This is a genomic window from Pseudomonas agarici, assembly GCF_900109755.1.
Classification (GTDB): Bacteria; Pseudomonadota; Gammaproteobacteria; order Pseudomonadales; family Pseudomonadaceae; genus Aquipseudomonas; species Aquipseudomonas agarici.
The window spans coordinates 42,705-65,423 of sequence record NZ_FOAR01000031.1 but is presented as its reverse complement, the minus strand read 5'-3'; the positions used below and the strand labels follow the sequence as shown (position 1 = coordinate 65,423).

The 22,719-nt window shown below is 58.4% G+C and carries 17 protein-coding genes and 1 tRNA gene; 8 read left to right on the top strand and 10 right to left on the bottom strand.

Annotated features, from left to right (window positions below; genetic code table 11):
- Positions 1 to 590 precede the first annotated feature (590 nt).
- The 3 genes from BMX68_RS22240 (at position 591) to BMX68_RS22230 (ending at position 5,964) form a co-directional block, all read left to right on the top strand.
- The gene (locus BMX68_RS22240) at positions 591 to 2,396 is read left to right on the top strand and encodes a phenylacyl-CoA dehydrogenase (protein WP_017129804.1); all 1,806 of its coding nucleotides are present in this window, start codon (positions 591 to 593) and stop codon (positions 2,394 to 2,396) included.
- A gap of 336 nt (positions 2,397 to 2,732) precedes the next feature.
- The gene (locus BMX68_RS22235) at positions 2,733 to 4,028 is read left to right on the top strand and encodes a GGDEF domain-containing protein (RefSeq protein ID WP_017129805.1); all 1,296 of its coding nucleotides are present in this window, start codon (positions 2,733 to 2,735) and stop codon (positions 4,026 to 4,028) included.
- A 157-nt stretch (positions 4,029 to 4,185) separates the two neighbouring features.
- A complete protein-coding gene (locus BMX68_RS22230) occupies positions 4,186 to 5,964 on the top strand; it encodes an acyl-CoA dehydrogenase C-terminal domain-containing protein (protein ID WP_017129806.1) in 1,779 nt (592 codons plus the stop codon).
- A 284-nt stretch (positions 5,965 to 6,248) separates the two neighbouring features.
- Here BMX68_RS22230 and pqqE read toward each other — a convergent pair whose 3' ends face one another.
- The 9 genes from pqqE to BMX68_RS22185 all read right to left on the bottom strand — a co-directional run bounded on the left by pqqE (position 6,249) and on the right by BMX68_RS22185 (position 15,401).
- The gene (gene pqqE, locus BMX68_RS22225) at positions 6,249 to 7,415 is read right to left on the bottom strand and encodes a pyrroloquinoline quinone biosynthesis protein PqqE (RefSeq protein WP_051000568.1); all 1,167 of its coding nucleotides are present in this window, start codon (positions 7,413 to 7,415) and stop codon (positions 6,249 to 6,251) included.
- A complete protein-coding gene (pqqD, locus tag BMX68_RS22220; protein WP_017129808.1) occupies positions 7,387 to 7,662 on the bottom strand; it encodes a pyrroloquinoline quinone biosynthesis peptide chaperone PqqD in 276 nt (91 codons plus the stop codon). The genes pqqE and pqqD overlap by 29 nt, the downstream gene beginning before the upstream one ends.
- Positions 7,659 to 8,411 (bottom strand): pyrroloquinoline-quinone synthase PqqC, encoded by a 753-nt coding sequence (gene pqqC, locus BMX68_RS22215; protein ID WP_017129809.1) that lies wholly within the window; start codon positions 8,409 to 8,411, stop codon positions 7,659 to 7,661. Before pqqC ends, pqqD begins: the two co-directional genes overlap by 4 nt.
- Positions 8,412 to 8,423: 12 nt before the next feature.
- A complete protein-coding gene (pqqB, locus tag BMX68_RS22210) occupies positions 8,424 to 9,335 on the bottom strand; it encodes a pyrroloquinoline quinone biosynthesis protein PqqB (RefSeq protein ID WP_017129810.1) in 912 nt (303 codons plus the stop codon).
- Positions 9,336 to 9,421: 86 nt separating this feature from the next.
- A complete protein-coding gene (pqqA, locus tag BMX68_RS22205) occupies positions 9,422 to 9,496 on the bottom strand; it encodes a pyrroloquinoline quinone precursor peptide PqqA (protein ID WP_010444206.1) in 75 nt (24 codons plus the stop codon).
- 154 nt (positions 9,497 to 9,650) lie between these two features.
- Complete coding sequence (pqqF, locus tag BMX68_RS22200; protein ID WP_074862624.1) at positions 9,651 to 12,116, bottom strand: pyrroloquinoline quinone biosynthesis protein PqqF; 2,466 nt, start codon at positions 12,114 to 12,116, stop codon at positions 9,651 to 9,653.
- Between the two features lie 48 nt (positions 12,117 to 12,164).
- Positions 12,165 to 12,959 carry a carbon-nitrogen hydrolase family protein gene (locus BMX68_RS22195; RefSeq protein ID WP_017129813.1) on the bottom strand — a complete coding sequence of 265 codons (795 nt, stop codon included), beginning with the start codon at positions 12,957 to 12,959 and terminating at the stop codon, positions 12,165 to 12,167.
- 14 nt (positions 12,960 to 12,973) lie between these two features.
- Positions 12,974 to 14,656 (bottom strand): flavin monoamine oxidase family protein, encoded by a 1,683-nt coding sequence (locus BMX68_RS22190; RefSeq protein ID WP_017129814.1) that lies wholly within the window; start codon positions 14,654 to 14,656, stop codon positions 12,974 to 12,976.
- A gap of 283 nt (positions 14,657 to 14,939) precedes the next feature.
- On the bottom strand, positions 14,940 to 15,401 hold the full coding sequence (locus BMX68_RS22185) for an Lrp/AsnC family transcriptional regulator (protein WP_017129815.1): 462 nt from the start codon (positions 15,399 to 15,401) through the stop codon (positions 14,940 to 14,942).
- A gap of 707 nt (positions 15,402 to 16,108) precedes the next feature.
- Between BMX68_RS22185 and BMX68_RS22180 the strand changes: the two genes are divergently transcribed.
- The 5 genes from BMX68_RS22180 (at position 16,109) to BMX68_RS22160 (ending at position 22,061) form a co-directional block, all read left to right on the top strand.
- Positions 16,109 to 16,945 (top strand): hypothetical protein, encoded by an 837-nt coding sequence (locus BMX68_RS22180; protein ID WP_244159607.1) that lies wholly within the window; start codon positions 16,109 to 16,111, stop codon positions 16,943 to 16,945.
- A gap of 190 nt (positions 16,946 to 17,135) precedes the next feature.
- Positions 17,136 to 17,831 (top strand): nucleoside/nucleotide kinase family protein, encoded by a 696-nt coding sequence (locus BMX68_RS22175; protein WP_039792017.1) that lies wholly within the window; start codon positions 17,136 to 17,138, stop codon positions 17,829 to 17,831.
- Between the two features lie 594 nt (positions 17,832 to 18,425).
- The gene (locus tag BMX68_RS22170) at positions 18,426 to 19,364 is read left to right on the top strand and encodes a LysR family transcriptional regulator (protein ID WP_017129818.1); all 939 of its coding nucleotides are present in this window, start codon (positions 18,426 to 18,428) and stop codon (positions 19,362 to 19,364) included.
- A gap of 299 nt (positions 19,365 to 19,663) precedes the next feature.
- A complete protein-coding gene (locus BMX68_RS22165) occupies positions 19,664 to 20,974 on the top strand; it encodes an MFS transporter (protein WP_017129819.1) in 1,311 nt (436 codons plus the stop codon).
- 97 nt (positions 20,975 to 21,071) lie between these two features.
- Positions 21,072 to 22,061, top strand: coding sequence for a M14 family metallopeptidase (locus tag BMX68_RS22160; protein WP_060781917.1), 990 nt, complete (start codon positions 21,072 to 21,074; stop codon positions 22,059 to 22,061).
- Between the two features lie 518 nt (positions 22,062 to 22,579).
- On the opposite strand, the gene BMX68_RS22150 is transcribed toward BMX68_RS22160, so the two are convergent.
- Positions 22,580 to 22,656: transfer RNA gene (locus BMX68_RS22150), tRNA-Ile, on the bottom strand.
- Between the last annotated feature and the right edge of the window lie 63 nt (positions 22,657 to 22,719).

Sequence of the window (22,719 nt, the reverse complement as noted above, 5' to 3'; positions counted from 1 at the left end):
CAGGGGCAAGGGGGCCTCAAGGGAATGCAGGCGGGTGTGACGAGGCATGGTGGAGTCGGGTGAGTTCATCGCGGTGATATCCATCTTCAAGGCTGCGGCCATGCAGTCGGTTGAAAAGCTCGCCGTTTAGCCAGTCGGGGATCACCCGCCATATGTACCAAGGCGTAGGAAGTTCATGGCGCGTATAAAAAGAACAGGTACGCGAGAGGCCAGTGTGCCTAGGTGTGCGGGAAGATGGGGGGGTGTTCGGTGTTTAAATAGATGAGCTACAGCAAGTAAGGAAAAGTCCTACAAGACTCCGCACATTGAAGTTCTTTATTGCGGCCAACTGTGGGCATGATCCAACGATGATAATTCTGCTGACCCCAGATCTTTATTTTCTCTCGACTACGCTTAACTTTTATCGTCAACCGTTACCCTTCAGGACGCAGGCCGTTTCCTCAATGCCTGTCCCTTATGTATGAGGAATGGCTGATGGTCGAGGCTTGACAAGATTTGATCGCAAACGTATGTTTCAAACAATCGTTTGACCGACGTGGCAAATCGACGCGGTCGCTTATTCCAGGTTTCATCAGCAGAGGTTTATCGCTATGCCTGATTACAAGGCCCCCTTGCGTGATATTCGCTTCGTTCGTGACGAACTGCTCGGCTACGAAGCGCACTATCAGAGCCTGCCGGCTTGCCAGGACGCGACCCCGGACATGGTTGACGCGATCCTCGAGGAAGGCGCCAAGTTTTGTGAACAGGTCCTGGCTCCACTGAACCGCGTGGGTGATACCGAGGGCTGCACCTGGAGCGAGGCGGGCGTGAAGACGCCGGGCGGTTTCAAGGAAGCCTACCAGCAGTTCGTCGAAGGCGGCTGGCCAAGCCTGGCCCATGACGTCGAGCACGGCGGCCAGGGTCTGCCCGAGTCGCTGGGCCTGGCGATCAGCGAAATGGTCGGTGAAGCCAACTGGTCGTGGGGTATGTACCCCGGCCTGTCCCATGGTGCGATGAACACCATCTCCGAGCACGGTACGCCCGAACAGCAAGAGGCCTACCTGACCAAGCTGGTGTCCGGCGAGTGGACCGGCACCATGTGCCTGACCGAACCACACTGCGGCACCGACCTGGGCATGCTGCGCACCAAGGCCGAACCTCAGGCTGATGGTTCCTACAAGGTCAGCGGCACCAAGATTTTTATCTCAGCGGGTGAACACGACATGGCCGACAACATCGTCCATATCGTCCTGGCCCGCCTGCCGGATGCACCGGCGGGCACCAAGGGTATTTCGCTGTTCATCGTGCCCAAGTTCCTGGCGAACGCCGATGGTTCGGTCGGTGCGCGCAACGCCGTGTCCTGTGGTTCCATCGAACACAAGATGGGTATCCACGGCAACGCCACCTGCGTGATGAACTTCGACGCGGCCAGCGGTTTCCTGATCGGCCCGCCGAACAAGGGCCTGAACTGCATGTTCACGTTCATGAACACCGCTCGTCTGGGCACCGCGCTGCAAGGCCTGGCCCACGCCGAGATCGGTTTCCAAGGTGGCCTGAAGTACGCTCGCGAGCGCCTGCAGATGCGTTCCCTGACCGGTCCGAAAGCGCCGGACAAGGCCGCCGACCCGATTATCGTACACCCCGACGTGCGGCGCATGCTGCTGACCATGAAAGCTTTCGCCGAAGGTAACCGGGCGATGGTCTACTTCACCGCCAAGCAGGTGGATATCGTCAAGTACGGTCAGGACCAAGAAGAGAAGAAGAAGGCTGACGCCCTGTTGGCGTTCATGACCCCAATCGCCAAGGCGTTCATGACTGAAGTCGGCTTCGAAGCCGCCAACCACGGCGTGCAGATCTACGGCGGCCACGGCTTTATTGCCGAATGGGGCATGGAGCAGAACGTTCGCGACAGCCGTATTTCGATGCTGTACGAAGGCACCACCGGTATTCAGGCCCTCGACCTGCTGGGTCGCAAGGTGCTGATGACCCAGGGCGAAGCCCTGAAGAGCTTCACCAAGATTGTCCACAAGTTCTGCCAGGCCAATGAAGGCAACAGCGCCGTCATCGAGTTTGTTGTGCCGCTGGCCGCGTTGAACAAGGAGTGGGGCGAGCTGACCATGAAAGTGGGCATGGCGGCGATGAAGGACCGCGAAGAAGTCGGTGCCGCCTCGGTGGACTACCTGATGTACTCCGGTTATGCCTGCCTGGCCTACTTCTGGGCGGACATGGCGCGTGTGGCTGCCGAGAAACTGGCCGCCGGCACCACCGAAGAAGCGTTCTACACCGCCAAGCTGCAGACGGCGCGCTTCTACTTCCAGCGCATCCTGCCGCGTACCCGTGCTCACGTTGCAGCCATGCTGTCGGGGGCCAACAACCTGATGGACATGAAGGAAGAGCACTTCAGCCTGGGCTACTGATTACTGCCTGGCTGACTGCTGCAAAGCCGCTTCGCCTCCGGGTGATGCGGCTTTTTTATGCGTGGCTTTTCAACATCGCGACGGGTTGTGGCGATAAATATTCCTGCGCGAACATTAGGCTCTGTAGGAAATGTATTTGTGCTCGCCCATGCGGCGTTGAAAGCCGGCTTGCCTGGCCCGGTCTTTGCTCAAAAACATTTCGTACAGATCCTAAGAAGAACTTGCCGGCTGCCGTTAAAGAGAAAGCATTGCTGATCCTTGTCACATTCCTTGTGCTTTACTCGGACAAACAGAGGCACAATGCCATCTGTTGATTCAGCCGGTCGGAGCTTTACCTTGCCGCGTCCTTGCGCTGTACATTTCAATCATTTCCTACCGTCTTTACTGTTGTTGCTTGCGGGGCTGGCGGCCGCCTACGTCAAGGACCTCAGCGTGTTCTTCACCTCGCTGTTCAATGTGCTGCCGACCTTGGTGCTGTTGCTGGGGGGGGCCTATTGCGCGGTCTATCGGCGCCAGCGTGAACTGTTCCTGATGGTCACGGTTTACATCGGTTATTTCCTGCTCGATACCCAGACCGATTACTACCGCGACCACGGTAAGGTGCGCGAAGACGCGACGGTGATCTTCCACTTGTGCTGCCTGTTGCTGCCCCTGCTGTTTGGTGTGTTCGCCGCCTGGCGGGAGCGCACGCACCTATTCCAGGACATGGTGGCACGCTTTGCCGTCCTGCTGGCGGTCGGTAGCATCGCGTTGGGGCTGGAGCAGAGTTATCCGGACGCTTTGCTCGGCTGGCTGGCGCAGATTCGCTGGCCGGCGTTGCATGGTAGCTGGATGAGCCTGATCCAGTTGGCCTACCCGGTGTTCATCGTCTCCTTCCTGCTGTTGTCGATCCAGTACTGGCGCCATCCGGGGCCGCTGCACGCGGCCCAGTTGGTCGGCCTGCTTGGGTTATTTTGGATGTTGCCCAAGACGTTTATCTTGCCCTTCACCCTGAACATCATGTGCAGTCAGGTGATGCTGATGATCGCCGCGGCGGTGGTTCATGAGGCTTATCAGATGGCGTTTCGCGATGAGCTGACCGGCCTGCCGGGACGCCGCGCGCTCAACGAGCGGATGCAGCGCCTGGGGCGCAACTATGTGCTGGCAATGACCGACGTCGACCACTTCAAGAAATTCAACGACACCCATGGTCATGACGTGGGGGACCAGGTGCTGCGCCTGGTAGCGAGCAAGCTGGCGAAAGTCAGCGGCGGTGGGCGCGCCTACCGTTATGGTGGCGAGGAATTCGCGGTGGTATTCGCCGGTAAGACCCTGGAAGAATGCCTGCCGCACCTGGAGGTGATTCGCGAGGTCATCGCCCACTACAACATCCATCTGCGCAACCCGGACAGCCGCCCTCGGGACGACCAGCAAGGTCGCCAGCGGCGTGCGGGCAGTGCGGCGACCAGTGTCTCGGTGACAGTCAGTATCGGTGTCGCCGAGCGCCAGCAGGACCAGCGCACGGCGGAACAGGTGCTTAAGTCCGCCGACCAGGCGCTTTATGCCGCCAAGGGCGCTGGCCGCAACTGTGTAATGTCCGCCGGGCAGGCCTCGCGCCGTGGCGCGGTGCGCACGGGCGAGGCGCTAGGCTGAGTGACGGCGGGGCATGATCTCAAGATATGCATGTGACCAAAAATAACAAAAAAGTCACGCATTGACCCTATGTGTCGCAAAAGTTGTTCGGGTACACTCAAACCTTCGGAAATCGGCCCGTGCGGGCCTTGTCGTTTTAGATCTTGCGAGGTTTGCCATGGCTGACTACAAAGCGCCCTTGCGCGATATGCGCTTCGTTCTCAATGAAGTTTTCGAGGTTGCCAATCTCTGGGCCCAACTACCGGCCCTGGCCGAGACCGTGGACGCAGAAACCGTCGAGGCGATTCTTGAGGAAGCCGGCAAGGTTGCCACCAAGAGTATTGCGCCACTGAGCCGCAGTGGCGACGAAGAAGGCTGCCGCTGGGACAATGGCGTAGTCACCACGCCCGCTGGTTTCGCCCAGGCCTACCAGACCTATGCCGAAGGTGGCTGGGTCGGCGTCGGCGGTGACCCAGCCTTCGGTGGCATGGGGATGCCCAAGGCGGTCTCGGCCCAGGTCGAGGAAATGATCAACTCCTCCAGCCTCGCCTTCGGCCTCTACCCGATGCTCACAGCCGGGGCCTGCGTATCGATCAACACCCATGCCAGCGAAGCACTGAAGCAGACTTATCTGCCGAACCTGTACGCGGGTGTCTGGGCCGGGTCGATGTGCCTGACCGAGCCCCATGCCGGCACCGACCTGGGGATCATCCGCACCAAGGCCGAACCGCAGGCTGACCGTTCGTACAAGATCAGCGGCACCAAGATCTTCATCACGGGCGGCGAGCACGACCTGACCGAAAACATCATTCACCTGGTTCTGGCCAAGCTCCCGGATGCACCGCCCGGCCCGAAAGGTATCTCGCTGTTCCTGGTGCCCAAGTTCCTGGTCAATGCCGATGGCAGCCTCGGCGCCCGCAACCCGGCGAACTGCGGCTCCATCGAGCACAAGATGGGTATCCAGGCCTCCGCTACCTGTGTGATGAACTTCGACGAAGCCGTGGGTTATCTGATTGGCGAACCGAACAAGGGTCTGGCGGCGATGTTCACCATGATGAACTACGAACGCTTGGGCGTCGGTATCCAGGGCCTGGCTTCGGGGGAGCGGTCTTACCAGAACGCTATCGAGTATGCCCGCGACCGCCTGCAAAGCCGTTCGCCGACCGGGCCCAAGGCCCCGGATAAAGTGGCCGACCCGATCATCGTTCATCCTGATGTACGGCGCATGTTGTTGACCATGAAGGCGATAAACGAAGGCGGTCGGGCATTCTCCACCTATGTGGCGATGCAACTGGACACCGCCAAGTTCAGCGAAGACGCCGCGAGCCGCCAGCGTGCCGATGAACGGGTGGCCCTGCTGACGCCAGTGGCCAAGGCGTTCCTGACCGACCTGGGCCTGGAAACCACGGTGCATGGGCAGCAGATCTTCGGCGGTCATGGCTATATCCGCGAGTGGGGCCAGGAGCAACTGGTGCGTGATGTGCGCATCACCCAAATCTACGAAGGCACCAACGGTATCCAGGCGCTGGACCTGGTCGGGCGCAAGATCGTCGGTAACGGTGGCGCCTACTATCGGCTGTTCGCCGAGGAAATCCGCCATTTCATCGACACAGCGAGCGTCGACCTGAAGGAGTTCACCCAACCCCTGGCAGCAGCAGTGGATAACCTCGACGAGCTGACAGCGTGGGTAGTGGAGCGCTCCAGGATCAACCCGGATGAGATGGGTGCGGCATCAGTCGAATACCTGCAAACCTTTGGCTATACCGCCTATGCCTACATGTGGGCGCTGATGGCCAAGGCGGCATGGGGCAAGGAGACGCAGGAGACGTTCTATGCGAGTAAATTGGGCACCGCACGGTTCTATTTCGCGCGCTTGTTGCCGCGTATTCATTCGTTGACCGCGTCGGTGAAAGCAGGGAGTGCGTCGCTGTTCCTACTGGATGCCGAACAGTTCTGACACTTCGTCTTTCGTATAAGCATTTGCTTACATAACGTGCCGCCGTTTGCCCATATCGCCGGATTGGATCCAGGGCTAATCTACTAATCAAGGACGTCGAGCAGGAAGCTCAAAGCAACAACAGGGACACGTAGGATTCCGCCAGGATGGTGGAGTGAAATGGATGTCAGGGAAACAGTCTGCAAAGCCCCGCTTCGGCGGGGTTTTCTTTTATGTGCCCTGCATGGGCGCGATTTTGTGGACTCATCGCAAAACCTCCGAACGGGTCGATCCGCCCATTCTGCTCAACCCTTGGCGATCAGGCGCGAGTTCCGTTCATTGCGAAAGGTCAGTTGCGCGATGGTCGGGGTGGCGTGTTCGGCATCTTCGCGAGCCTGGAGAATCAGGCCGTGGTGCGCCGACTTGCCGCACACCGGGTCCGCATTGCTGGCATCCCCGGTGAGCATGAAGGCCTGGCAACGACAGCCGCCGAAATCCTTGGTTTTTTCATCGCAGGAGCGGCAAGGCTCGGGCATCCAGTCGTAACCGCGAAAGTGGTTGAAACCAAACGACTCATACCAGATGTGTTGCAGGCTGTGATCGCGCACGTTGGGGAACTGTATCGGCAGCTGTCGGGCGCCGTGACAGGGTAGCGCGGTGCCGTCCGGTGTGACGGTGAGAAACAAGCTGCCCCAGCCGTTCATGCAGGCTTTTGGGCGTTCCTCGTAGTAATCCGGAGTGACGAAGATCAGCTTGCACGGGTGCCCCTGGGCTTCGAGCCGGGCACGGTATTGGTGGGTGATACGTTCGGCGCGCACCAGTTGTTCGCGGGTCGGCAGCAACCCTGCTCGGTTGAGCTGGGCCCAGCCGTAGAATTGGCAGGTGGCGAGCTCGACGAAGTCCGCTTCCAGGGCAATGCACAGTTCGATGATGCGATCGATCTTGTCGATATTGTGCCGATGGGTGACGAAATTGAGCACCATCGGATAGCCGTGGGCTTTTACCGCCCTGGCCATTTCCAGCTTCTGCGCGAAGGCTTTTTGCGAGCCGGCCAACAGGTTGTTCATCTGTTCGTCGCTGGCCTGAAAGCTGATCTGGATATGGTCCAGCCCAGCCTCCTTGAAATGACGGATCTTCTGTTCGGTGAGGCCGATGCCGGAGGTGATCAGGTTGGTGTAGAAGCCCAACTGGCGGGCCTCGGCGATCAGTTCGACAAGGTCCTGGCGCACCAGCGGTTCGCCGCCGGAAAAGCCCAGTTGGGCAGCGCCCATGGCCCTTGCCTCGCGGAGCACCTTAAGCCATTGGTCGGTGCTCAGTTCTTTGCCCTGTTCGGTGAAATCCAGTGGATTGGAGCAGTACGGGCATTGCAATGGGCAGCGATAGGTCAACTCGGCAAGCAACCAGAGCGGCAGGCCGATTTGCGCCGTGGACGGCGAGGATGGCTCAGGCAAGTTCGATCCAGTGCTGTGCACGGGCGACCTCCATGAATTGCTCGATATCCTCGCCGAGCTCGGGCACGCCGGGGAATTGCTGTTGCAGTTCGGCGATGATTGCCGTGACCTGGCGCTTGCCGTCGATCAGGCCGCCGATCAGCGCGGCACTCTCGTTGAGCTTGATCATGCCTTCCGGGTACAACAACACATGAGCTTGCTGTGCCGGTTCGTACTGGAAACGGTAACCGGGTCGCCATTTCGGAGTCTTTGCGCGATCGAAGCTCATAGGGCGAGTCCTTTGTGCCAGACGCGCTGGGCGGTCACGCTGTGGTACGGCGGACGATTCAATTCGTAGGCCATGCTCATGGCATCGAGCATGCTCCAGAGTATGTCCAGTTTGAACTGGAGAATGTCCAACATACGTTGCTGGTCTTGGTAATGGGTGCAGTACTGGAGGGTGATTGCCAGCCCGTGCTCGACATCGCGCCGGGCTTGACCCAGACGTGTGCGAAAGTACTCGTAGCCGGCGGGATCGATCCACGGGTAGTGTCGGGGCCAACTGTCCAGGCGCGACTGATGGATCTGTGGCGCGAACAGTTCGGTCAGCGAGCTGCCGGCCGCTTCCTGCCAACTGGCGCGGCGGGCGAAGTTGACATAGGCATCCACCGCGAAGCGGACGCCGGGCAGCACCCGTTCCTGGGAGCGCAATTGCTGCGGGTCCAGGCCAACCGCCTGGCCCAGGCGCAACCAGGCTTCGATTCCACCGTCCGCGCCTGGCGCGCCGTCGTGGTCGAGCAGGCGCTGGACCCACTCGCGGCGGATCTCCCGATCCGGGCAATTGGCCAGGATCGCAGCATCCTTGAGGGGAATGTTCACCTGGTAATAGAAGCGGTTGGCGACCCAACCCTGAATCTGCTCGCGGCTGGCGCGACCTTCATACATCGCGACATGGTAGGGGTGATGAATGTGGTAGTAGGCGCCTTTGGCGCGCAAAGCCTGCTCGAACTCGGCGGGGGACATCGGGATGTCGCTCATGCTGGTGTGCTCCTACAGCTCGATACTCATGCCATCGTAGGCCACTTCGACGTTGCGCCGGCGCAGCTCGGCGCGCTGCGGCGAGTCCTCGTCGAGGATCGGGTTGGTGTTGTTGATATGGATAAGCACCTTGCGCGGCCCAGGGAGTTGCGTCAGCACTTGGAGCATGCCGCCGGGGCCGTTCTGGGCCAGGTGGCCCATTTCCTGGCCGGTGCGGGTGCCGACGCCACGGCGCTGCATTTCATCGTCGTCCCACAGCGTGCCGTCCACCAGCAGGCAATCGCTGCCGGCCATGATCTCCAACAGGGAACGGTCGACTTTGCCCAGGCCCGGCGCATAGAACAATTTGCCGCCCGTGTGGCGATCTTCGACGATCAGGCCGATATTGTCGCCGGGGTGTGGGTCGAGGCGATGCGGTGAATAAGGTGGCGCGGCGCTGCGCAGCGGTAGTGGGGTGAAGCACAGGTTGGGGCAGGCCGCAATAGTGAAGTGGCCGCCCAGCTCGATGCGTTGCCAGTCGAGGCCGCCATTCCAGTGGCTCAGTATGCTGAACAGCGGGAAGCCGGTGCTCAGGTCTTCCTTGACCATCTCGGTGCACCAGACCTGATGCGGACAGCCCTCGCGCAGGCTAAGCAGGCCGGTGGTGTGGTCGATCTGGCTGTCCATCAGGATGAGAGCGCGAATGCCGGTGTCGCGCGCGGCCCGGCCCGGTTGCATCGGGGCGAAGCCCTGGAGCTGAGCGCGGATATCCGGTGATGCATTGCACAGCACCCAGTTCAGGCCATCGTCGGAGAGGGCAATGGACGACTGGGTACGTGCCGTGGCCCGCAGGCTGCCCTCACGAAACCCCGCACAATTGGCGCAGTTGCAGTTCCACTGGGGGAAACCGCCGCCGGCGGCGGAACCTAGGATCTGGACGAACATGGCCGCGTTACTCACTCAAGGTCTGAAAATAAAACGCCCCGGCGAACCGAGGCGTTGCACTGCATGCAGTGAAATAAAAGCGCGGCTCAACGGTTGGCGAAGTACATCGTGACTTCGAAACCGATGCGTAGGTCGGTATAGGCGGGTTTGGTCCAGGACATGAATGGCTCCTTTGGGTAGGTGGACGGTTGGTCTCTATACATATAGTCCACCTGCGACCGGAGATGTTCAGATAGTTAAGAGGTTAATGTTACTCAATTTGACCTTGAGGATAGAGCGCCTCGGTGGAGAAAACCCCTGGCGGCCAAGGTACGATCATCTGATGACCCGCCAGCCTGAGGCCGGCCCCGGCCCGTTTGCCAGGCACAACCAGCCACCCTCGGCCTGATTGAGCTGCCCGACGGCCCTCAGGAGTTGTTCGCGTCCCAGGGTGCGAATGGCCGAGCCGAGTTGTTCGAGATAATCCGATGAATGGTCGGCCAGATGGGCCTGCCAGAGCAACTCGGCGGCCTCGTCCAAGGGCCTGTCGCCGACTACGAACTGTCCGGCCAGGGCTTCGCGCTGGGTGTCCCAAGTGGTGTCATCAAGGGCGCTGAGCATTTCGGTAAGCTGCGAGAGGAAGCTTTCGATATGGCCGAGCAATTCGCCGAGCGAGGTGGTCGGGGATTGCACGCCCAACAACAGACCGGTGCGGCCATCGATTTGGCGGACGGCGCTGAAGACCGCATAACCCAGTTGCAACTCGCCGCGCAGGCGCTGGTAGAAGGGCATCTGGAGCAGGTGGCCGAGCAGTTGCCAACAAGCCTCGTCAGCGAGGGTTGGGGTGGGGCTCGGGCAGAACAACAGCAAGGCTGGTTCGTGGGTGTCGCAGGAGATTGTTTGCCAATGCTTTTCGCCCGCCGCGAATGGCGGCGCAGTCGGCTGTTGCGTGGCGCGACCGGGAACCTGGCTCAGCACGGCATTGAGCGCCGGCTGTGTGGCTGGCGGGAAGCCCAGTGCCAGTCCGTGCCAACTGGCGCCGGACCAGAGTGCCTGGAGATCCTCGATACTCTGGAGTGGTGCGGCACCCTTATCGAGTCGTGGTTGTTCGGACAGTTGCTGGAGCAGCTCGCGGATGGGAATTCGGGGGGGCCGCTCGGGGGTGTCCGCGCCGCTCTGCCAGAAACTGTCGGCAGGGTGGGTCAGTGCCTGCAGGGTTTGTCTGAGGATCGCCGGAATCGGCTCCCGGAAACCGCTCAGTTTGAGTTGCCAAGCTGTGCCGTGAATCGTCAAAGACAGTTCCACTCCCGCCTGGCGCGCTTGGGAACGCAGGGTTTGCAGGCCGTGGTCCAGTCGTGCATGCAGGGGATGAGTGTCACCGGGAGTGTCCAGTTGCCAACGCAGGTAAACCACGGCTTGTGTACTGTCGTCCAGGATCTGGCGATAAGCGATGGCTGAGATGTGACGACCCCGCAGACGGTCCTGGGCGAAGGTTCGCAGGCCCCGATGGGCGCTGGTCTGTCCACGGATCAGGCCCGGATGTTCGGCAGGCGCCGTGGACCGCAGGAAGGGATTGGCGCTCGGCAGTTGCCAGGACGCGGTGGCGTTATCCACAGGCGCCGAGGAGGTCTGGCGGAGCAGTTCCTTGAGAGCCGCCAGGCCCGGCTCGGTGAGTTGCGCCGAGCATTCCTCGCTGTCCCGCCGGGCTCGTTCCAGGGCGCTGCCACCGCGTGCCTTGCGGCCTTGCAGCAAACGATATTCCTGGCGTAGCGTCGGCCAGTCGGCATGGCTACGGAAGAATGCCAGCCAGTCGCCGAACAGTGTCTGGATCGAAGCGGTGCGGTTGGCGCCCTGGGGCGTCAATTGGAATTCGATATGCAACAAGGCCTGGCCGGCAAATTGATAGACCGGTGTGGCAGTCAGCGAATGTATCCACAGGCGCGAGCGCAACTCGGCCCATAGTCCGCCCGGTTGGTTGTCGTTCAGCCAGGTACAGAGGAAGTCCAGGGCCTGGCGTGAGCCGGCGGGCAAGGCTTCATAAGCCAGGATCAGATCGAAGCGCTGGCTGTCGAGCTGTGAATAACGTTGCCCGCTGGCTTCGAGCAACGTCGGCGGCGCCTGTTGCGGGATCGCTTGCCCAGGACGCAGGTCGGTCGTCAGCGCTTGGGCCAGGGCACGCAGTTCATCCGGCGACTGCGGACCGACCAGGCTCAGGGTCATTTGCCCGGTCTGGTAGAAGTCCTGATAGAAGGTTTGCAGTGCCCGCTGAAAGGCCGGTTCGTCGATTTGCAGGCTGCTGCGATTGCCCGCATGTACACCGCGTAACGGATGATCGGGAGATAGCCTGGCGTAGAGCCTCAACTGCTGCTGTGCCAGGGCGTCCCGCGACCAGGCGATAAACTCCGCCTCCAGCACCTCGCGTTCGCGCCGTTGCTCGTCCAGCGTCAGGCGCGCGTGGCCGAGCATGTTGCACAAGCGCTCCAGCCCGCCAGCAAAGGCCTGGGGCGGGAGTTCGACAAAGAAATCGGTATTTCTGTCGCCTGTGCGTGCGTTGACCTGGCCACCCTGGCGCTGCGCATAGGCCATCAGCCCTTCGGCGGCGGGAAAACGCTCGGTGCCGAGAAAGAGCAAATGTTCGAGAAAGTGCGCCAGGCCCGGCCAGGCCGGCGGTGTGTCATGGCTGCCCGCCGCGACCCGCAGCACGGCCGCGCTGCGTTTGAGTTGTGGCACATGGCGCCACGAGACTCGCAGGCCGTTGGCCAGGATCGTCCATTCGGGGGTGGGGGAGATCGTCGCAGACATGAGCGCTTCCGTTACAAAGAAGCGTTCATGCTAGCGGATAACGGCGAGTCAGTCCCGACCCAGGTCGCCGTAGAGTTCGGGGCGGCGGTCCAGCAAGTAGCGGTTGCTGGACCGCGATTGCTGCATCAGCGAGCGATCCAGGGTGCCGGTGATCAGCGCTTCATCCAGACCGGCCTGAGCGATCCGGCTACCGTCCGGGGCGGCAATGCTGCTCTGGCCGCAGTACTGGATTTCGCCTTCATGACCGCAGTAGTTGGCATAGGCCACGTAACATTGGTTCTCGAACGCCCGTGCGCGGATGGTCACCTCGGCGACAAAGTCGAAGGGCACCATGTTCGCCGTGGGCACCAGGATCAGTTCGGCGCCGCCCAGGGCCAGGCGTCGAGTGTTTTCCGGAAACTCCACGTCGTAGCAGATCAGCAGCCCGAGTTTCCAGCCATTGAGTTCGACGACTGGGAAGTCGTCCGGCCCGGCGCTGAACATCGAGTGATCGAGGTCGCCGAACAGATGCGTCTTGCGGTAGTTGCACAGGCTGCGGCCACGGGCATCGATCAACTGTACGGCGTTGTAGATTCGACCGTCCTCGGCCCGCTCCGGGTAGCCATACACAATGGCGATATTCGAGGCCGTGGCGAGTGCGGCGATATGTTGCGCCGCCGCGCCATCACGGGCCTCTGCCAACAGGGCCGCGGCTTCGGCGCCGATGTTGTAGCCGGTCAGGAACATCTCCGGCACCACCAGCACATCGGCCCCGCGTGCTTCAACCGCCAGTTGTTGCAATCGGCGCAGGTTGCCCTTCACGTCCAGTGGCAGCGGCGGGCATTGGTAAAGAGCTATGCGCATGGATTCGACTCCGTTCAGTCGGCCAGGGCGATCGGGCCGATTTCAGCGAACACATCGCCCGGCCCGGGGTTCTCGGCGTGGGAGCTGCCGCCGAAGTGATTCATGATGCCCCACACGGCGTTGAGCGAGGTCTGTACCGCGCCTTCGACCCAGGCCGGTGTCCAGGAAACGTCGTCGCCGGCAATGAAGATTCCGCGTTGTTCGGCCGGCATGTCGGCCTGCATGAAATGCGCATACATCCGCTGATTGTAGCGGTAGTGGCCCGGTAATGCGCCCTTGAAGGCACCGAGAAAGTGCGGGTCGGCTTCCCATGAGACGGTGATCGGGTCGCCGATGATGCGGGCGGCGATATCCACTTTCGGATAGATCTTCTTCAACGCGTCCAGGGCCAGCTTGACCCGCTTATCGATCGGCTGCGGGAGCATCTTCAGCGCATCGCTCATCCACGAGTACGACAGGCAGATCACGCCGGGCTGGTCGTCGCCGTTGTCGAACAAATAGGTGCCACGGGTCAAGCGATCGGTCAGGGTCATGCTCATCAGGTCGCGGCCGGTTTGCGGGTCCTTATCCTTCCAGAATGGTCGGTCGACCATGACGAAGGTCTTCGACGATTGCATGTAGCGCGTGCGGTCCAGGGCCATCCACATTTTCTGCGAAAACAGCGATTCCTCGCATTCGATCTGAGTGGTGAGCAACCAGCTCTGGCAGGTCGTTAGCACGGCGGCGTAATGGCGGGTATCACCCCAGTTGTCGGTCACGGCGAACTGGCCGTCGGCGGCGCGGTCGATGCGTTTCACCCCGGTGCGTGGCGCCCCATGGTGCAACGAGCTGAGGCTGGTGCCGGCCGGCCAATGGGCGCAACGCGGCGGCACATGCCGCCAGATACCCAGCGGCACCTGTTCCACGCCACCCACCACCAAATGCTGATGATCGTCACAGTTGGTCATCACCACGCGGAAGATTTCCAGCATCGAGTTGGGGAAGTCCGAATCCCACCCGCCGGTGCCGAACCCGACCTGGCCGAATACTTCGCGGTGCCGGAAGGACAGGCTGGCGAAGGCTTTCGAGGTGGCGATGAAGTCGTAGAAAGTGCGGTCGTCCCAGAGCGGCACCAGGGTGTTCCACAGTTCTTTCAGGCGCGGCACATTGCGGTCGCGGATGGCCTGCTGGATATCGCCGAAGCGCGAACCCTCTTCCAGGGCATCGGCCCAGGCGTCGGCGACCTCCTGGAACAGCGCTGGCAGGTCGGACAGCTTTTGTGCGTAATGGGTTTGTCCTTCGAGGTCGATCACCGTGCTGCCGGAGGCCGGGGTCAGCGGGTTGGGAAAGGGTTTGGTGTGCAGGCCCAGCTTGTCGACATAGTGATAGAACGCGGTGGAGGAGGCCGGGAAGCGCATGCCGCCGAGTTCGGCAATGATGCCCTCGGCGCCTTCGAAGGCCTGGGAACGCAGGCGACCGCCCATTTTCGAAGCTTCGTAAACCACTGGCTTGAGGCCCAGCTTCATCAGTTCGTAGGCGGCGACGAGCCCGGCGATACCGGCGCCGACAATCGCCACTTCGGCGCCATGATTATGCGCGGGAATGCTGCCGAGCCCGGCTGGGTGCTCAATCCAATCATCGAAGGCGAAAGGAAAGTCCGGACCGAAGAGGGTGATCGGTTTTTTGCCGTCGGCAGGGTGGCGACTGTTCTGGTTCATGGCGGACCTAGCTGGCGACTCGAGTCGGGTGATACCCAGCTGGAGTGAGGATAGGAAAAGACGGGCACCATTGTAAGGAGCGAAGCCTACCTAAATTAAGGCGCAAAATGTCGTCGTTTTGATTGTTGGCGATACTTTATGACGAACACAAGCTGCATATTGCAGCGAGAGTGCCGATTCCTCGGCAGATAAGTCTACCTCCTAGGGGGGGTTAGGTGGATTTATCCGCGAAGGAACTCTCAAAAGCACAAACCCCCCTCGGGCATGTTCGCCCCCGCGCCAACTAGAGTGGTTGGCCTCGATCTACTTTGCTGCTGAGAATGATCGAGGTGGTGGTTTTTTCCACGCCTTCAACGCTGCCGATCTGATCGAGTAATTGATCCAGTTGCTCCGGCGAATCGCTGCGCAACCAGGCGACGTAGTCGAACTCGCCGCTCACCGTGCATAGTTGCTGGACCTGCGCCATGGCACTGAGGCGCCGGACCACATCCTTGCCCGAGCGTGGCCGCACCGTGATCCCAACATAAGCTTGCAGGCCGCCGTCCACCACGCGTTGCCCCAGGCGCACGCCGTAGCCGGTGATTACTTTGGCTCTCTCCAAACGTGCCAGTCGAGAGGTGACGGTGGTGCGGGCAATCCCCAGCTGCCGGGCCAGCCTTGCCACGCTTTCACGGGCGTTGATCTGCAGGGCGGCGATCAGTTGACGGTCGATTTCGTCGAGTGCGGGAGGGCGGGCGTCGGGCAAAGTGAGACTCCGGTTGAGCATGAGCCGAATAAATCGTCCACCCGGCTCATCAGATGAGCCGATTGTGTGATCTATTCCTTGGGAGGTCAAAGTGCCCAGCTCGAAATCTGCTGGTTGCCAATGCTTTTCTCAGGCCCTCAAGGCACGGGCTTGGACCATGGATCAAAAAATCACGAGCGAGTGGACGAGCGGATATGCCTGGAGAAAGCGTTCGTAAGCGAACGTAGCTTGGCATGGTTGGAAACCCGTATTGCCTGTTTTCGCACTGTTTAGGCTAACGAACCATACGCCCCGAAGGCCAGAGCTCGGCCTGTAGCCGCTAAAGGTCGATGATGATCAGTGCCCGAAGGACCCTGTGCGGCAATGACGAATTCTTCATGATCGCTCTGATAGAGTGGCTCAAAGTAGAAGAGCAATTATTTTGATCTCAAAAAAACAAAATTTTCGGACATGAAAAAATGCAGATTTATGTCTTTTTGGTAGATGGAACCAAGACTTGCATAGCTAGAAGACGTCATTTTCACGTCATCAGATTATGCTATAACCTAAATAATCATACGAAAAGCCCCTGAATGGCAAGCATGCTTTATACAAAATACTCGTGCCTGGCGCTCTTGGGCCGCTATCGGCAACTTTGTGTCACTGCCGTCAGGTTGCGAAAAAATACCTAATTAATTTTGTGCAGGTGCTTAATGCCGAGGTCTTCGTTGTCTCTCGATTTTCCACAAGCCACCCAAGCTCAGTTGGCGGCTTTGACCCAAAATATCCTGGATAATGACGAGATTAATCTCGAAGCTTATTGCCCAACAAACCCTGCACCGGACTTTACAGAAGAAGAACTGGCAGATTGTTACCGTCTTGCTTGGCAGCTCCTGACTTCCGGTATGAGCATATCCTCTACACGCCGCCTTGTTTTCACCATCGCTATTCGCCGCTCAGCTACGCCCGAGCAAGCCTTAAGCTTCAAACTTATGCGCGCACGCTTCAAGAAGATGCGTTTTGCCTGTGCTAACTACAGTGAACAACACGCCCCACCCGAAAGGCTGCACTCCATCACTCGTCTTATGGGTGTTTTCCAGGATGCGTACAAGAGTGGTCAGAATTTGCGCACCTTCTGGTTTGGTATCAAGCTTTGGTGTCGTCTTCGCAGCGATTTCTTTGAAGAACTACGTGAAATCCTCGTTAAGGCTGGACTTTCTACGGTAGAAAGCTTCCAGCGCTATATCGCGACGGAAGATCAGCACCTCGTCGCCGCGGTGCAAGAAAACCCACTTCTCACCGCTAGGCGGTTTCACGAGTTACGCAAGGTCATAAGCCGCCGCATAGCGTTGAACGATACCCGCCGGGCACTCCATCCCACTCCTGAGCTTGATGCCGTTTCGCGTTTCCTCGCCACCATAAATGGCCTTATGGGGGGGATGCATGATGATCTGGTCCTGAAAAAAACTCGTAATGAACTCGACTATGATAACGAGTTGTTTAAATTACCCGATGAAATAGCTGGCCGGATACGAGCATGGGTCACGACGCAAGGCAGTCTTTAACCTGTGGCTCAAGCATCGCATTGGCAGAGTGATGACCGACGTCGCAAAAGTGAGCCTGCGACGCCCCGTGCGGCGTATCGTCATTTGTCGAAATCATGTTATTTTGACTCCATGGCACTCTCCTAAGGTGGGCGCGGCCACACATAGACAGTTGCGGCGATGAGTACCCTATAATGGACAGTATAAAAATATGAACTATTGCAAAGTGCCGGGACGAAAAGTTCCGATTATTGCTATCGTCGGAACAGACGGCAGCGGGAAAACGACCGTAAGCCATGAATTATTGCGCTTCATGTCAGATTATCGTCCTACAACGCTGTGTCACCTGGGTAAACAGACGGGCAATCTTCGCAGGGCGATGCGAAAAAATCCTCTGGGTAAAAAAGTTGATAGCCGTATCAGCAAAGTTGGAGCCTCCGCACGCAAAAAAGGTATATCTTTCCCAGTCGCATTGGTCATGTTCATAGCGTCCATGAGACGCGTGATCCGATTCACGAGAATGTGTTTTTTTCGTGGCATGGGACGAGCCATCCTAACGGATCGATATCCACAAACTGTCGAGCCTGGGGAAATGGATGGTCCTCACTTAACGGGTCGAAAACTCACGGATGGCGGAGCAAAGATGCTCATGCATGTGGAATTCTGGCTCTATAAGAAGATGGCGGCAGTGACGCCCGATGTGGTTCTGCGACTAAACGTTGACCTTGAAACAGCCATTCGGCGCAAGCCCGACCACATTCCTGCTTCCCTGGAAAAAAAGATCAACGTTGTCCCAAAGTTATCTTTCAATGGTGCTCCAATCGTCGATATCGACTCTACACAACCTTTGGAGGTAGTTCTTGAGCAGTCCCGTGCGGTCGTTAGTGCTGTTATGAAAAATTATTGATTTGTAAAACTTGATGATTCAGCAAGCCGCAGCGTGGAGTTGCTCAGTGGGACCGTTCGCAGGTTCTTATGAAATGTATCTGCGCTCGCCCATGTGGCGTTGACAGCGGACCGGAATACTCATTTACAACCCTGGTGGCCTGAGCGGTTAACTTCATTTGTTTTATCACGCTCGGCTTCGCCTTATGTACCGAGCTAACGATAGCTCCAGCCGTTTCTTCCAGTTGAACTGCTTGGCTTAAGGTTCGGAACGGCTGCCTCAGGTCAAGGAAGCGATTTCTGCACTTTTTTCAAGCTATAGGCGTAGCCTTGATTTACACGAGCGCAGTTTGCAGATGTTATTCAATGCGTCGATCTTGATGCTTGACCAACGTAGGCGGAAAAAATGGCCGTCGATCCTGTGGCATCAGAGCGATTGGTTCGAATGGTAGCTGTCAGCCACCCGATTGAGGTCTTCGAAGGCGGAGAGGTCGCTGGGCAACCGCGCGCTTTGTCCGTGCAGTTGATGCAGCGCGTCGGAGTCTCGAACAAAAAGTCGAGCCAATGGACAAGGAGATCCACTGCCACAAAACGATCACGTCTTTAGGAAATTACGATGCAACTCGAATGGCTCGAAGACTTTATCGAACTGGCCCGCACTCGCAGCCTGTCCCGTGCCGCAGAGATCCGTTGCGTGACACATCCTGCATTCGGTCGGCGTATTCGAGCGTTGGAAGAGTGGGTCGGCTCTTCGCTGATCGAGCGCAAACAGCCGCTGTCGTTGACGCCCAGCGGTCTACTGTTTCTCGATGCCGCAACGCAATCGGTGGAGTTACTGGGAGCGGTGCGGGCACAGTTTCAGGGGGGAAGATTGAGCCGTGACGAGCCGGTGCGCATTGCTACGGGCCGAACCCTGGCAAGTACTTTTTTCCCCGATTGGTACGAGTCTCTGAACCAACAGTTCGGCTGCTTCCCAGTGTCACTGGTTACCAGTGGCGCGCAAGAGGCAATAATGAGATTGTCCGCCGGTGACGCGGACTTGCTATTGATTTTTTCCAATCCGCTTACGCAGGTCCTGATTGATCCGGAGCGTTTCGACTCGCTGGTTCTCGCCAATGAAGAATTGCTGCCGGTCAGTGCGCCAGACGACCGTGGCCAACCGATGTTTCATATTTCCGCCAGCAGTAGCGCGTTGACGATCCCCTGGCTGGCGTTCTCGCCAACCCTCGCACTGCGCGGAGTGCTAGCCCAGCACTTAGCAAGATTGCCTCAGCCGTTGGCGTTGCGCATGATTTATCAAGCTGACTCTTACGACGCCATTCTGGAAATGGCTAAGCGAGGCAATGGTCTCGCCTGGCTGCCGCGAATGGTCGCCAAAGATGCCCTTGTGTCTAGCGAGTTGGTGATTGCGGGAGATCCAGAGTTTCAGATCAGCTTCGACGTGTCCTTGCATCGCCTGCGTTCCAATCAGAGCGAACTAGTGATGAGAATCTGGCAGGGGCTGGTCTTGCGCCATGCGGAATACGGCTCGAAACACGGCCCAAAGTTGCTGTGAAGCCAACTCAAAAACACACTAATTACGGACATTCGAAAACAAATCAGCGTTTCGAAGGTTCTCAAAGGGCTGAGCTAAACGGCATGTGCTGAATCAGCCCAAAGATGTGCCCAAACAGCAATTGTCATTGCTCAAGGCTTGATTCAGTTTGGTTCCGGGCTGAGTAGCGATTAAGACAGGATCTTCATTTGGTACTCGGTTGTTTTCACCCATAACAATTACTGCCATCGATGTCACCGAACCGTGTTGCGGCTCGGTGAGTACGGTCGCCGACAGTGAAACAGACCCAGGACTAAATCATGACCGTTCAATCATCCATCGTGCTTCCCGCACAAGCCTCTACCAAGCGAGGTCCATGGAAGGAAATCGTCGCAGCCAGTATCGGCAACGCTTTGGAATTTTACGACTTGCTGATCTATGGCTATTTCGCAGTGGTGATTGGGAGGATGTTTTTCCCGTCTGACAACGAAACTACTTCACTACTGCTCAGCGTTGGCTCATTTGGCATTTCTTTTTTGATGCGTCCGCTGGGCGCAATCGTACTGGGCTCATACGCGGATCGGGCAGGGCGCAAGGCCTCATTGACGATGTCGATTACGATCATGATGCTCGGCACAGCGATGATCACTGTCGTTCCTTCCTATGAGCAGATTGGCTTGACCGCACCGCTGCTGATTATTGTTGCTCGTATGCTGCAAGGTTTTTCCACGGGTGGGGAGTTCGGTGCCGCGACCGCATTCATGGTCGAGCACGCTGATGCTAAACGACGTGGTTTCTTCGCCAGTTGGCAGTTGTCAACCCAAGGCCTGGCGACTGTATTGGCGGCAGGGGTCAGTGCCCTACTCAGTTACACGTTGTCGGATGTGCAATTGAATGACTGGGGCTGGCGTGTTGCTTTCGGCATTGGTTTACTGATCGGGCCGGTGGGTTTTTACATCCGTAGCCAGATTGATGAAACCCCGGAATTCCAGAAAACCGTCGCGAACGTTCACCATAAAACTCCACTGCGAAATGTGTTGATCAAGGAGCATGTAAGCTTGCTGCTGGCTATCGGGGTGGTCTCCGGTGCGACGGCGTTCAACTACGTGCACAAGCTCTACATGCCGATCTATGCCTTAAAGCAGCTACACATCGCAGCCACCTCCTCGTACCTTGGGGCGCTGGTGACCGGGGCTACCCTGATGATCATGGCTCCGGTGTTCGGTGGCCTTTCGGATCGCTATGGTCGGTTTCGGGTGCTGACCATCGCATTGCTGATTACAGGTTTGTCGTCTTACCCGATGTTTCTGCTGCTCAATATCTTTCCCACTATATGGGTCTTGCTGTTGGTGCAAACCATTGTCGGCATTTTGATCGCTGCCGGCCTGGGGCCGATCCCCGCGATGCTGGCCGACATATTTCCCACCAGCATTCGTGGTACTGGCCTGGCGCTCAGCTACAACTTTTCGGTCACCTTGTTTGGCGGTTTTGCCCCGCTGATCGTGACTTGGATGATTGGTGCCACCGACAATAAGTTAGCGCCCAGCTTCTACGTCATGGCGACAGCGCTTATCAGTGTCATCGCGGTGATCTGCCTTAGCCGCCGTATGCGTCATAACATCTCTAACTGATCTTAAGCCGTTCGCTCCATTCCATTCTTAAATCACCGTATATGCCGCACCTGCAGGTTACTCGGCAAACGGGAACTATTATCTGTCGGAGATCCAAATGAAGACCCTTGAACAAATTCGTGCGTCCCTGAAACCTTATCCGGTGGAAGTTGAGTTTCCCGATATCCACCCATGGAAAACGGGTAACTGCGGAATTGATTACGCTCACAGTTTCGACAGTGGCGTACCGGGGCCACACGTATTGATCATGGCGTTGACTCATGGCAACGAAGTCAGTGGTGCTATTGCGGTTGACGCCTTCCTGCGCAGCGGTTTACGCCCGCGTCAGGGTCGGTTGAGCCTGGCGTTCGGCAACGTCGAGGCCTACCAGCGCTTCGACCCACAGAACATCGACGCGACTCGTTACTTGGACGAAGACATGAACCGGGTCTGGTTACCATCGAAACTCGACGGCGATCAAAGCTCTATCGAATTGCGTCGGGCGCGCGAGTTGCGTCCTCTCATTGACAGCGTCGACCTGCTGCTTGATATCCACTCGATGCATGAAGAATCCGCGCCGCTGATGATGTGTGGTGCATGTATCAAGGGCATGGAGTTCGCCGCCACCCTCGGTGTGCCAGCAACAGTAGTCGTTGACTCCGGTCACGCCAACGGTCGTCGCATGCGTGATTACGATGATTTCAACGAGAGTGCGAGTGAGAAGAACGCGCTGCTGATAGAGACCGGGCAACATTTTTCACAAAAAAGCCGGCAGGTTGCATTGGATGTGGCGGCGCGCTTTCTGATCACGACCCAAGTGGTGTGTGAAGAAGACGTCGTACAGTTTCTAAGCAGCGTCAAACCCGACCCCCAGCGTTTCCTCCAAGTGACCGAATCGATCGTCGCCAACAGTATGGATTTCAGCTTTGTCGAGGACTTTCGCGGCCTGGAGCTGATAGCGCGCTCTGGAACGGTCATCGCCCGAGACGGCGATCGGGAGATTGTCACGCCTTATGACAACTGCGTGTTGGTCCAGCCGTCGCTTAGGCATCTTGGGCCAGGCGTCACCGTAGTGCGACTGGCCAGAGTTCTCGACATCCCGCTCTAACACCGCCTCCTGGGCTTGCACCTCGCGCTCGCAGGCCCGATTGGTAATCCGGCTTGAGGTGATGGGATCTTAAAGCAGTTGGCGCATAACGCTTATCGCATCGAACGCCAGGGCGGATCGATGCGCAGGTGTTTAACGAAATTAACCGCGGCAGAGGCTTCGGACTGACAATGCCAACCCGCGTCGTTGCGCTCCGATTGCCCGGCCGGATGATCGTGGAACAGGTGGCCGGATGGCGTGGAGCGCTCAATTGTTGCTGATGTTCCCAGTACGGCTGGGTTCGTCCGGACGCTTGTCGCAATAGCCGGTGATGATTTCAGCGGAGAGAACAGTCAGAAAGGATGTACCCAAGTATCCGATGAGCTTTTTTGGCTTTCGGGGTTTCGCTAGGCTGAGCGGTGGAGGACATGCCGTTCAGGTGGCGCTTGAGGGCTGCTTCCAGCATCATGCGTTCGGAGCCGTTGCGCTGGATACCAGCGTGGCTAGCGAGAAAGCCGCGCAATGCGCGGCTTTGGAGTTGGTGGGCCCACACGGACTCGAACCGTGGACCAAAGGATTATGAGTCCTCTGCTCTAACCAACTGAGCTATAGGCCCTCAGTAGGCCGCGAATTATAGCGACGGTTTCTCGCTTGCGCTATCCGAAAACTCCGAAAGAGT